Consider the following 13,010-nt stretch of genomic DNA (forward strand, 5'->3'; position numbering starts at 1 on the left):
ACAACCCGTTCCTGAGCCTGGTGCCGGAACAGGGCGTTAAGCTGACGCCGCGCCATTACGCCTATCTGAAAATATCCGAAGGCTGTAACCACCGCTGCGCGTTCTGCATCATTCCGTCGATGCGTGGCGATCTGGTGAGCCGTCCGATTGGCGAAGTGCTGGCTGAAGCAAAACGTCTGGTCGACGCTGGCGTGAAAGAGCTGCTGGTGATCTCTCAGGACACCTCAGCCTACGGGGTGGACGTGAAGCACCGTACCGGTTTCCACAACGGCGAGCCGGTGAAAACCAGCATGGAAAGCCTGTGTGAACAGCTGGCAAAACTCGGCGTCTGGGTGCGCCTGCACTATGTGTATCCGTATCCGCACGTTGACGACGTGATCCCGCTGATGGCGGAAGGCAAAATTCTGCCGTATCTCGATATTCCGCTACAGCATGCCAGCCCGCGTATCCTGAAGCTAATGAAACGTCCAGGCTCGGTAGACCGTCAGCTTGCGCGCATTAAACAGTGGCGTGAAATCTGCCCGGACCTGACTCTGCGCTCGACCTTTATCGTCGGTTTCCCGGGCGAAACGGAAGAAGATTTCCAGATGCTGCTCGACTTCCTGAAAGAAGCCCGCCTCGACCGCGTCGGCTGCTTCCAGTACAGCCCGGTTGACGGCGCCTCCGCGAACGATCTGCCGGACCAGGTGCCAGACGACGTGAAGGAAGACCGCTGGAACCGCTTCATGCAGCTGCAACAGCAGATTTCCGCCGAACGCCTGCAGGAAAAAGTCGGCCGTGAAATTCTGGTGATGATCGATGAAGTGGACGAAGAAGGCGCCATTGGCCGCAGCATGGCCGATGCCCCGGAAATCGACGGCGCGGTTTACCTGAACGGTGAAACGAAGGTGAAACCGGGCGACGTGGTGCGTGTGAAGGTAGAAAACGCCGACGAATATGACCTGTGGGGTAGCCGGGTTTAATCTCGCATGCCTTTCCCCTGACGGGGAAAGGCATGTTTCATGCGCTACAAAAAATACTTCTGCGACCGCGACATAAACGCGGGATAGCTGGCGCACTGACTCAGTACGTCAATCACGTCATCATCAAGAATGTTGGTTAAATAATCATAAATCAGCATGCTATCGACAAACGCATCCTCGCTAATCGCCAGCATAAAGACCATCTTCACCGTTTTCCCGGCGTCCCATTCAATACCGTTGGGGAATACCGCAACCGTCACCATGGTGCTCAGCGCGACTAAGCCCAGCGGATGGGGGATGGCGATTTTATCATCCAGCAGCGTTGAGGCACGCTCCTCTCGTTCCAGCACTGACGCCAGATAGCGTTCATCCACCCGCCCCTGACGAACCAGTTGAGCGGACAGAAAGTGAATTAACGAAGCTTTATCATGCTGATGCTCGGTAAAAACAAAAAAATGCTCTGGCGAAAAATAGTTCACCATGGCGGTCGGCGTGGTCTCCGCATGCAGAAAGTACTTCATATTTTCCAGTTGCCAGCGCTCGGGCAGCGGCGGCAGATGAATCACCCGCCGGTTTTTCTCCGCCACCGTGACGAAACTAATAACCAGATTCTCATCAATGCTTTCTGCGGCATTGTATTGTTCAACCGAGATGTAACGCGCAATCGCCAGTTGCGGATACATACGGGTTATTTTCTGGCACACCAGTCTTGCCGATGCGCCGCCCTGCTCGCTGACCACCAGCGTGCTCAGAGTCGCCTCCTTAAGATGCGTCTCTTCCAGGATGGCGCCAATATGCATCACCAGATAGCCAATTTCGTCATCGCTGATACGCCCGGAGAAAAAATGTTCCAGTTCGCTGAATGCCGCAAGCGTCATTTCATAAATGAGCGGATAGTGTCGTTTAATCTGTTCTATCAATGGGTTAACGATGGTGATACCGTTGTTAACCCGAATGCGCATCGCTTTAATATGATTGAGCAGGCTGGAACGCGACGCTTCGTCATAGAACACATCGCAAAACCATGAGGCGCTCACATAGCTGAGAAAATGATTCATCACCGCGCACTCGGCGGCGCAGTTTTCCGACAAGTCGTCCCCCGCGTGCGTACAAAACGCAGCAAGGTTCATCGCGATATAGTCGATTTCACTTTGTAGCCCCGACGCGCCCTCACCGCAGAGCAAAGCGAAGATCTCTGCTGCCGCCGTTTTTATCGTCGGTTCGCCGCCGTTGAACGTAAAGTCCAATAGCCAGCTGCCGCGCTGCATGCGTCCGGATGCGATCGCGCAAATCAGCGTAAAAAAGCGCAGGTTCACATCGCTAATTTGTCGCCCATGCGCCACGACATAGCGGCTGAGCGCCTGTTTGATATCCGCCACTTGTCCGCGATTGTCGAACAGCGCGGCGAACTCCTCCTCCGGCTCTCTGGCCCGCAGTAAATGATCGTAGATACAACGACGCAGCGCGATTTCACTGCCCTGTAGCTTATAGCGCTCGGCGCCCTCGCAGTTGACGGCGATATCGTAAAGGGCAAAGTGACGTTTGAGCAGCGTGATGTCGTTGCGCAGCGTATAGAGGCTGATAAACCACGTCGACTCCAGCTGCTCCAGCGAAACATCTTTATCCTGGCGCAACAGCGCCGTGAGCAACGCGCTACGCCGCTCGCGGGTAGAGCGCGTCTCTTTCCATGGTTTTTGCGACTGTTCCAGCAGCCTGCGGTGGCCCGCCGGGTTATCCACCTGAATAGAAAACCCCACTTTACGATCGTAGATGAGACGATTACCGGCTTGCATGATGATTTCGCCCAGCGCCTTCAGATCGCTACGAATAGTGCGGGTAGAAACATGCATCGCGTTTGCCAACGACTGCTGCGTCACCGTCCCCTGGGCTATCTGGATAAAGATATCTCTGACTCGCTTATTGGTGAACAGTCTCATCTTTCCCTCTTCAGGCGATCTCGATATAGAGCGTCTGCACATCGTTTGGCTTCAGCATGCGTCTCTCCGGCGCTGGCGTTTGCTCATCCAGCAGCACGTAATGCGCGTTTTCCAGCGCGGGAATCGCTACCGACGCCGCCAGATTCGGGTTATAGAAACGGCACACCAGCCCATTGCCGTTTTCAGCGCATTTGACCACGCTCAACTGGGCATCCTGCGGACCATCAGGCAGCGCCAGCACGCTGTGCTCCAATGGATAAGTGCGCTTTTCATCACTCAGGCAAAAACGCAGGCGACCGTTGAGGAAATCGCTGTCCTGATACACCGGGAACGCGGTCAGTAGCGCTTTTGAGATCTGCGCGTGCCGGGCATCATCAAACCACCCCTGATAAATACGCCAGCTAAAATTAAAGCGGAGCGTTCCCATCAGTTGGGCATCCGGCGTTGCCACGACCGTTTCACCCGATGCTCGCCCCGGACGATAGAGCAGATTGGTTTTTCCCATGTAACCGAAAGAGCGGAACAGGGTGACGGCAATGGTATCAAAACGATCGCCGACGATTTCATACTCGCGCACGCCGTTGGTGTGCAGAGTAAAACCGTGACTATCATCATGCAGGTTAACGTAGCTCTGCATGGGCTCGATAGCGACAGGCTTCTCGTGCCAGCATTCATCTTCCCATACCCGCAGCGCGTCGCTGAGCTGTACAGGGCGAGTGACCGCGCCAAACAGCTGATCGGCACAGGAGACATGAGCCATAATATCGGTGGCAAAATGCACGCACAGGCGATGACTCCGCACCCGGTTTTCCACCTCGACGGTAAAGTGAATGAGCGTATCCTGTCGCAGCGTAATCTGCACCGTCACAGGCATGACGCCATCAAGCTCGCCACGAGCGCGCGCCTCAAGATCGACGGGTACCGGCATCCGATAGTTAAGGCTCAGCGCCTGCCGTACATCGCTGCATTCCCGCGACACTGCGGTGAGATGTCCTTCCGAGGTCACGGTCAGATCTTCACGCGGCGGCGAATAGTTATAGGAGTCGCCGTCATCACCGTTCTCGACCAACAGCATTTGCCGCGCATAGCGCTTACCGCTGGCTTTATCAGCGATCGTCAGCAGGCCATTTTCTTCAACATCAACACGATAGTGTTCATTTTCAATAAATGGTCGCGTATCGCGCTGCCGCTGGCTCTCTCCGTCGGCGCTAAAATCCAGATGCCAACTTGTGTAACCCAAGGCAGGCAGCTCGCTGCTGTTTACCGTTACCTTGCTGCGGTAAACCTGCTGCGGTTTATGGTACGGTTTGCCCGGGTTAAGCCGGATGGTCTGATTGAGCACATAATCGGTCAGTTCCGTCTGCTCTTCAATCACGTACGGCAGCGCGCGCCCTGTCGCATCACGCAGCGTAAAAGGCACGCCCGGCACCCAGGCTTCAAAGGTTATCTGCGGCGTCGCCGCCACGGTCAGCGGATTAAATACCGTAAAACAATAATCGTGTTCGCGCGGCGTACGCATCGCAATCTGCCGGGTATGAAGCTCCAGCAGGTTGCTGGCGAGATCGCGCGCCTGCTTATAGCGGGCGGCAATATCCCGGTTCGTGTCGTCGCTATTGCAGCCGCCGATGCTGTCATGCGCGGCATTGAAAAACATCAGCTTCCAGATATCGGCCATCACCCGGGCCGGATAGTCATGCCCCAGGCTACGGCCAATCGCCAGCACCGGCTCCAGCGTATTAACCAGCAGCGCTTCGATATCGTTATTCATCTGCTTCAGGTCAGCCCGGCACGAAAAGATGGTTTTATGTACCCTCGAGTGTTTCCCCTCCGTCAACTCTCCCTTCAGGACGCGAACGTCTGCGCCCGCCTCCTGTTCCAGTGCGGTAATAAAGTCGAGCGGGCTACTGATTTGGTAATGACGCTGGTTGTCGCAGGCGTTGAACTGACGCACCAGTTCCGGCAAATTCTCGCGGATCGGCGCCTGGTCAAAACCATGCGGATACAGCAGGTTGGCACGGGCGCTACGCGCTTCAATTGGCGTCATTTTTTCGTTCAAAAATGCCGTAAGGCTATCCGGCATTTCATCCAGCAGGCCACCGTAGTGGTATCCCCAGGGCATCTGCACGGCAAACACCGTATCGCCGTTGTCGCCCTGCCAGCAGAATTCCGTCTCATGCAGCGTATTGTCGGCAATTCCGCGCCAGAACAGCGCATGGTGAATGCCGAACTGGCGGTATATTTGCGGCATATTGCCGCCCTGGCCAAAGCAGTCGGGCACATAACCCAGCGCCATGCAGCCGCCCGCCTCTTTGGCGATTTTCATTCCGTACCACAGGTTACGCACCACCGACTCCTGGTGAATCACCAGTTGATCGGTTTGCGTGTACCACGGCCCGGTCAGCAGACGCTTCGCCGCGATCAGGGCACCGAGACGATCCTTATCTTCCGGCGCCCATTGCAGGTAGCTCTCAATTAAGGCGCTTTGCGCATCGAGGAGGTAACAGGAGAAATCGGGGTTATTCTCCAGCACGCGCAGCACATTCTTCACGTGATTTAACAAATAAATACGCGAACGTGACGAGGTAAAATACCACTCCTGATCCCAGTGAGTATGGCTGTAAACATGCACAACTTTCTCTTTCATCCCACCCTCCCTTCAGCGGCCTGAGCCGATTAATCAAACTTAATGTCAATCTCTTCGCTGACCGCTGGCGCAGCGGCGTTTTCGTCAGCTGATTCGTCGTTAAAATTCACCAGCAGATTGGCGCCGATGGCGATGACTGCGGTTCCTACCAGCGCGCCAAGAAAATAGGCCCACGGATGGCCGACGGTGAAACCACCGTACAGCCCGCCCAGCGGCGGCATGATCGGATAGGCTTTGAACAGCGCCACGGTCATTGCGCCCAGCGCACCGGCCAGTACGTTAATCGGGATAAGCCTTGCGGGGTTACGCAGCGTGAAGGGGATCGCGCCCTCGGAAATACCGAGAATGCCCATAATGACCGCGCCGTTACCGGCTTCTTTCAGCGTCTGGTTAAAGTTATGGGGGCGCAGGAATCGCGCGGCGGCATAGCCGAGCGGCGGGATAATAATGGCCACGTTGACCAGAATCGCAGGCAGGTAGACGCCGCTCAGGAACAGCACGTTGGCGGTACCCCAGGCGGCTTTGTTGACCGGCCCCCCAAGATCAAAACAGATCATTCCCCCGAGTACCGCCGCCAGCATGACGGTGCTGGTGCCATCCTCGGTCATCTGCTGTATCCAGCCCATCAGGGCGGCATTAATCCAGCTCAGCACATCGCCAAGCAACAGCAGCATGATCACCACCTGTAAACCCACGGTGATAAACGGCAGAATAATCAGCGGGACGGAGCTGGACGCCGAGCCGGTAATACGAATTTTGCTCCCGACCCACTCCGACGAATAGCCCGCCAGCAGCCCGCCCAGCACCGCGCCAAGGAAGCCGGAGCCGGTCATCGATGCAATCAGCCCGGCGGTAAAACCGGCTGCCAGCCCTTTTTTCCCGGCGATCGAAAAGGCCACATACGCGCCAAGCACGTAGTTCATCAGGCCGATAATTTTGAAGCCCACATCCTGAGTCAGGTACAGCCAGTTCATTAACCCATCGCTTTTGGCAAAAGCGTCCAGGTTAGGTTCGCCGACAATCAGGCCAATAATCTTGGCCACGGCCACCATCAGTGAACCGGCAATAATGACCGGTAAAGCGTAGGAAATCCCGGTCATTAAATGGTTTTTTATGTCTATCATTATCTTTTTCATGACATCACCATCTCTGTTTTATTGATTGCGACGCGCCTCAACGGCCGAAACGCATTTGGTAATCACGTCGGCCGCATGGCTGACGCATTGCCCAATCTTGACCCGAATAATGGTTTTTCCCGCAAACCGTTCTTCTTCTTCAATGGCGCGGTCGGCGGCAATCAGCACAAAATCAGCGTCGGCAATATCCTGCTCCGAAAGGCGGTCCATAATGCCCAGCGCCCCCTGCTGCTCAATATTGACCCGATGCCCGAGACGCGCCCCCTCTTTTTCCAGCGATTTAGCGGCCATCGGCGTATGGGCCAGACCGGCAATACAGGAAGTCACTCCCACAATATTCATATCTGCTCCTTTATTTCGATGCGTGACTGCATAAAGTGAAACAACTCGTCTTCATCGTTGGCGGCGAATAAATAGGCTCTGAATTCGTCTTCAACAATTTGGCTGGCAAGGCTATTGATGATTTTTAAATGCAAAAACTGCGCGCCGGATTCCGGCACCAGCAGGCCGAAAATAATCTGTACCGGCTGACCGTCGAGGCTTTCCCAGGGAATCGGCTGCTGCAGGCGGATAAAAATCACCCCGGCCCGGGAGACGTTGGCGGTTTTGGCGTGAGGAATGGCTATCTGGTTCTCAAAACCGGTGGAGTATTGCTTCTCTCGCTCCCACAGATCGGCTTCAATTTGCGCTGCGCTTTCGGCCCAGCCCTGCGCCACGGCATGGTGGGCCAAAAAACGGAAAATAGACTGCTTATCGGCGAAAGTCTGGTTGAGAAAAATGTTGTCCCGAGCAATGAGCATTGACCTACCTCTCCATGCGTTTATTCCCGATTAGATTGCGTCAATACTAGGCTTTCTGGTGCACGCAAACTGAGCGCCGTTTTCCGCCCGCAGGAGGAAACGCGTTCTTTATCACGAGGGGAAAAAAGCGAGCGGAGTCAAAAAAATGCCGCGATTTGTGATGGGAAACAGGTTTGCCCGGCATCGCTATGCTCGGCCGGGCTACGGGAAGAAATAGAGAGATTACCCTTTCAGCTTCGGATCCAGCGCGTCGCGCAGCCCATCGCCCAGCAGGTTAAACGCCAGCACTGTCAGGAAAATGGCCAGCGCCGGGAAGACCGCAACGTGCGGTGCAATCACCATATCAGCACGCGCTTCATTGAGCATCGCTCCCCATTCCGGCGTTGGCGGCTGTGCCCCCAGGCCGAGGAACGACAGGCTGGCGGCAGAGATGATCGACACGCCAATACGCATGGTAAAATAGACCACAATCGACGATACGGTGCCCGGCAGAATATGCTGGAAAATGATCGCGCTGTCGCTGGCGCCAATGCTGCGCGCCGACTCGATAAAGGTCTGTTGTTTGAGAACCAGCGTATTGCCGCGCACCAGACGGGCAAATGCCGGGACGGAGAAAATCGCCACGGCGATAATCACGTTGGTCATGCCGCTGCCCATAATCGCCACCACCGCGATGGCCAGCAAAATACCAGGAAAGGCGAACAGCACGTCGCAGATACGCATGATGATGCGATCCCACCAACCTTCGTAGTAGCCCGCCACCAGCCCCAGCACGGTGCCGATAAGCGAACCCATCAGCACCGCGAAGACACCTGCAGTCAGCGAGATCTGCGCACCAACCAGCACGCGACTGAAAATATCGCGCCCCAGCGAATCCACGCCGAACCAGTGAATCAGCGACGGCCCTTGATTTAGCCTGTCGTAGTCAAAATAGTTTTCCGCATCGAAAGGCGCAATCCACGGCGCAACCACCGCCACCACAATCAGCAGCAGCACAAAAATGCCCGAAGCCATCGCCACCGGTTGCTGGCGAAAGCGCCGCCAGAACTCCCGCCACGGCGTGCGCTGCGAGGCTGCCTGCATCACCGGCATGGCGCTCAGAACAGCCTGTCGACGCCAGTTGAATAATCGCACGTTATTTATACCTGATAGCCGGGTTAATGGCGGCGTAAAGCACGTCCACCACTAAGTTGATAAGAATAAACTCCAGCGAAAACAGCAGCACCTCGGCCTGAATCACCGGGTAGTCACGCATTTCCACCGAATCGACCAGCAGGCGTCCCAGCCCCGGCCAGTTAAACACCTTTTCGACCACGATCGAGCCGCCGAGCAGAAAGCCGAACTGCAGCCCCATCATGGTGACCACCGGGATCATCGCGTTACGCAGCCCGTGTTTGAGCACCACCACCTTTTCGCTGACGCCTTTGGCGCGCGCGGTACGCATATAGTCCTCATTCAGCACGTCAACGAACGAGGCGCGGGTGAAGCGTGCCATTACCGAAGCGACTGCGGCGCCCAGCGTTAATGAAGGCAAAATATAGTGTCGCCAGCTGTCGGCGCCCACGGTCGGCAGCCAGCCCAGTTCGACGGAGAAAATCTGCATCAGCAGCATCCCGAGGGCAAAGGCCGGGAACGAAATACCGGTCACCGCCAGCGCCATGCCCAGGCGGTCCGGCCAGCGGTTGCGCCAGACGGCGGCGGCAATGCCCGCGCCCATGCCGAACAATACCGCCCAGCCCATGCTGGCGAGCGTCAGCCACAGCGTGGGGAAAAAGCGGCTGGCAATCTCTTCCGATACCGGACAACGGGAAACCATCGACGTGCCAAAATCGCCCTGCACGGCATGGCTAATGTAATGCCAGAACTGCACGTACAGCGGCTGATCCAACCCCAGCTGTTGGCGTACCATGGCAATCACCTGCGCGTCTGCCTCCGGGCCAGCAATCAGCCGGGCCGGGTCGCCGGGCAGCATGTGGACAAACAAAAACACCAGCACCGCCACGATAAACAGCGTGGGAATCAGGCCGAGCAGGCGTTTAATCACATAGTTGAGCATGACTCTCCTTGCCGATGACTCCCTGCCCCTTCATGAGGCAGGGAAACGTCGCTTACTTCAAATCCGCGTCGTCAAAGCTAAACCCGGTATCCGGCATAATATAGAATCCGGTCAACGACTTGCTGTGCGCTGATACCAGTTTCTCCACCACCAGCGGCACCCACGGCGACTCTTTCCAGATAGTATCCTGAACCGCCTTATACAGCCGCGCTTTTTCGTTGCTGTCGGTGGTTTGCAGCGCGGCGCTGAGGTCTTTATCGACTTGAGGGTTGCCGTAGAACGCGGTGTTAAACTGCGTTGGCGGCCAGTTTGAGGAGGCAAACAGCGGCGACAGCGCCCAGTCGGCTTCACCGGTCGAGGCCGACCAGCCGGTGTAGAACATTCTCACACCGCTCTCTTTCTGCCCCTTGCCTTCCACTTCCGCCGCACGCTGCCCGGCGTCCATCGCGGTGACCTGCGCTTTAATGCCAATTTGCGCCAGCTGCTGCTGGGTAAACTGCAGCACCTTCTGCGCAGTGCTGTGATTATGCGATGACCACAGCGTGGTGCTAAAGCCGTTCGGATAACCCGCCTCTTTCAGCAGTTCACGGGCTTTCGCCGGGTCGTACGGCCACGGTTGATATTGCGTTGCGTAGGCAATCGACGGCGGCACGACGCCGGTAGCCGGTGTCGCGTAACCCGCAAAGGCGACCTTCACCAGCGCCTGACGGTTAATCGCGTAGTTGATGGCCTCGCGTACCTTTGGGTTATCGAACGGTTTTTGCGTCACGTTCATGCTGATGTAGCGCTGCATGATTGACGGGCTGGCCACCAGCTCAAGCTGGCTGTTTTTCGCCAGCAATGCCGCCTGCTCGTAAGGGATCGGGAAGGCAAACTGCGCTTCACCGGTTTGCAGCATTGCCGCGCGGGTATTGTTGTCGACCACCGGACGCCAGGTAATGGAGTCCAGCTTCGGCAGCCCTTTTTGCCAGTAATTGGCGAACTTGCTGACCTTCACGAAGTCGGTCTGATTCCAGGTATCCAGCTGATACGGCCCGGTCCCTACCGGATGGAAGCCAATCTCGTTACCGTATTTTTTCAGCGCCGCTGGCGAGATCATCGCCGTTGCCGGGTGGGCGAGAATATTGATAAACGCCGAGAACGGCTGCTTGAGGGTGATTTTCACCGTCTGCGGGTCGACAACTTCGGTCTTATCAATGTTCTTGTACAGGTTATATCGCTTGAGGTGGCTTTCTGGATTGCTGGCGCGATCGAGGTTGACCTTCACCGCCTCGGCGTTGAAATCAGTGCCATCCTGGAATTTGACGCCCTGGCGCAGCTTGACGGTATAGACCTTACCATCGTCCGACACCGTGTAGCTTTCCGCCAGCACGTTCTTCAGCTTCATCTCTTTATCCAGGCCGAACAGCCCCTGATAGAAGGATTTCGCCACCGCCTGCGACAGCGTGTCGTTAGCGTCATACGGATCGAGGGTGGTGAAGTTGGAGCCTACCGCCACCACCACATCTTTGGCCGCGAACGAGGAAGCGGAGGCCAGCGCTGAAGCCACCCCCAGTGCAACCAGCCATTTACGTGAAACGCGTTGTGTCATGTTGTCCCCTGCCTATGGTTTTATTATCGATTTATCAGCGCACTGCTTGCCGGTTCGCGGGCCACATAGTGTCCCGGCGCCACCTGTTGCAAACTGATCGGTTCTACCTCTTCGCCCCGTCTGTAGATATTGCCCGGCAGCTCATCCGACAACAGCACGCGCTGCGGACGTTTGTGCGCCGGATCGGCCACCGGCACGGCGGCCAGCAGCTTGCGGGTATAAGGATGCTGCGGATTTTCAAAAATTGCGCGTCGCGGGCCAATCTCCACAATTCTCCCGCGGTACATCACCGCCACGCGATGGCTGATGCGTTCCACCACCGCCATATCATGGGAAATAAACAGAAAAGCGATGCCCATCTCCCGCTGCAACGACAGCAGCAGGTTGATAATCTGTGCGCGAATGGAAACATCTAGCGCCGACACCGATTCATCAGCAATCACCACCTTCGGTTGCAAGGCCAGCGCACGGGCAATGCAGATACGCTGGCGCTGGCCGCCAGAAAACTCGTGCGGATACCGCCAGGCGTGTTCCGGCTCTAATCCGACGCGCTGCAAAAGCCATTCAACTCGCTGCTGGAGCGCTTCGCCTTGCAGTACCCCGTGCACGCGCAGCGGCTCCATGATCGAAAAGCCAACCGTATGGCGCGGATCGAGTGAAGCGTAAGGGTCCTGGAAGATTATCTGAATATCGCGGCGCAGCGGCTGAAGCTGGTGAGCGGAGAGCAGATCGATACGCTCGCCGTTGAAGGTAATCGTGCCCTTCTGCGATTCCACTAACCGCAGCAGCGCACGCCCGGTCGTGGATTTGCCACAGCCAGATTCGCCCACCAGCGCCAATGTTTCGCCGCCCCACAGGTCAAAGCTGACATTTTCCACCGCATGCACTTCACGGGTGACGCGGTTAAGCACGCCGCCGCGTAGCGGAAAGCGCGCCACCAGGTTACGCACCTGAAGAATCGGCTTGCCCTCCACCACCGTTTTTTGCTGCTGAGGCTCAATCTCCGGCGCGTTGAGTTCAGGGAAACTGCGCGGATAGTCGCTGCCGCGCATCGCCCCCAGCCGGGGAACCGCCGCCAGCAGACGACGGGTATACGGATGCTGCGGCGCGTTAAAGATAGCCTCAACGCTACCGGTCTCCACCACCTCCCCCTGATGCATCACCAGCACCCGGTCGGCGATTTCCGCGACGACGCCCATATCGTGGGTGATAAAAATCACCCCCATCGACATCTCTTGTTGCAGCACGTTGATAAGCTGGAGAATTTGCGCCTGAATCGTGACGTCCAACGCGGTCGTCGGCTCATCGGCAATCAGCACCGCCGGGCGGCATGACAGCGCCATCGCGATCATCACCCGCTGACGCATACCGCCGGAAAGCTGGTGCGGGTAGCGCGACAGCATGGTCTGCGCCTCAGGAATGCGCACTTTATCGAGCGTTTTTTTCGCCTCAATCAGCGCCTCTTCGCGGCCCAGCCCCTGATGCAGGCGGATAGACTCGGCAATCTGCTCGCCGATGGTAAACACCGGGTTAAGCGACGTCATCGGTTCCTGAAAAATCATCGCGATGTCGGCGCCGCGCACGCTGCGCATCTGCGCGGGCGTTTGTTCCTGCAGTTCGATCACTTCGCGATTGCGCCGCCGCAGCAGCATTTGGTCGCACTGCATCTGGCTGTTGGACTGTTCCAGCAGCCGCATCAGCGCCAGCGCCGTCACGGACTTGCCCGAACCGGACTCACCGACAATCGCCAGCGTCTCTCCCCGGTTCAGATGAAAAGAGAGTTGATGCACGGCGCGCACGGACTGCTTGTCCTGGCGAAACGCGACGTTCAGATTCTGAATACTCAGCACCTGCGTGACATCAAGCTCGTCGGAATGCGGCACG

General features: G+C 56.9%; 10 protein-coding genes. 1 reads left to right on the top strand and 9 read right to left on the bottom strand.

Going from position 1 to position 13,010, the window contains the following annotated elements; genetic code table 11:
* Window positions 1-962, top strand: a 962-nt coding sequence (gene rimO, locus ACW14G_RS11330; RefSeq protein WP_455648598.1) for a 30S ribosomal protein S12 methylthiotransferase RimO, incomplete at its 5' end; no start/stop codon positions are given.
* A gap of 44 nt (window positions 963-1,006) precedes the next feature.
* Here rimO and ACW14G_RS11335 read toward each other — a convergent pair.
* The 9 genes from ACW14G_RS11335 to gsiA form a co-directional block, all read right to left on the bottom strand.
* A complete protein-coding gene (locus tag ACW14G_RS11335; RefSeq protein WP_249022117.1) occupies window positions 1,007-2,899 on the bottom strand; it encodes a BglG family transcription antiterminator in 1,893 nt (630 codons plus the stop codon).
* A 10-nt stretch (window positions 2,900-2,909) separates the two neighbouring features.
* Complete coding sequence (gene mngB, locus ACW14G_RS11340) at window positions 2,910-5,543, bottom strand: mannosylglycerate hydrolase (RefSeq protein WP_249022118.1); 2,634 nt, start codon at window positions 5,541-5,543, stop codon at window positions 2,910-2,912.
* Window positions 5,544-5,572: 29 nt separating this feature from the next.
* Complete coding sequence (locus ACW14G_RS11345) at window positions 5,573-6,667, bottom strand: PTS fructose transporter subunit IIC (protein ID WP_249022119.1); 1,095 nt, start codon at window positions 6,665-6,667, stop codon at window positions 5,573-5,575.
* 30 nt (window positions 6,668-6,697) lie between these two features.
* Window positions 6,698-7,021 (bottom strand): PTS fructose transporter subunit IIB, encoded by a 324-nt coding sequence (locus tag ACW14G_RS11350; protein ID WP_064548527.1) that lies wholly within the window; start codon window positions 7,019-7,021, stop codon window positions 6,698-6,700.
* Window positions 7,018-7,479 (bottom strand): PTS sugar transporter subunit IIA, encoded by a 462-nt coding sequence (locus ACW14G_RS11355; RefSeq protein WP_064548525.1) that lies wholly within the window; start codon window positions 7,477-7,479, stop codon window positions 7,018-7,020. Before ACW14G_RS11355 ends, ACW14G_RS11350 begins: the two co-directional genes overlap by 4 nt.
* Before the next feature lie 222 nt (window positions 7,480-7,701).
* Window positions 7,702-8,613, bottom strand: a complete 912-nt coding sequence (gene gsiD / locus ACW14G_RS11360) for a glutathione ABC transporter permease GsiD (protein ID WP_065355603.1) — start codon at window positions 8,611-8,613, stop codon at window positions 7,702-7,704.
* Between the two features lies 1 nt (window position 8,614).
* Complete coding sequence (gsiC, locus tag ACW14G_RS11365; RefSeq protein WP_249022120.1) at window positions 8,615-9,535, bottom strand: glutathione ABC transporter permease GsiC; 921 nt, start codon at window positions 9,533-9,535, stop codon at window positions 8,615-8,617.
* Between the two features lie 52 nt (window positions 9,536-9,587).
* Complete coding sequence (gsiB, locus tag ACW14G_RS11370) at window positions 9,588-11,126, bottom strand: glutathione ABC transporter substrate-binding protein GsiB (RefSeq protein ID WP_163447023.1); 1,539 nt, start codon at window positions 11,124-11,126, stop codon at window positions 9,588-9,590.
* 23 nt (window positions 11,127-11,149) lie between these two features.
* Entirely contained in the window at window positions 11,150-13,009 is a 1,860-nt protein-coding gene (gsiA, locus tag ACW14G_RS11375; protein WP_163447025.1) for a glutathione ABC transporter ATP-binding protein GsiA, read from the bottom strand.
* Between the last annotated feature and the right edge of the window lies 1 nt (window position 13,010).

The sequence above is a fragment of the Kluyvera sp. genome (assembly GCF_965301105.1).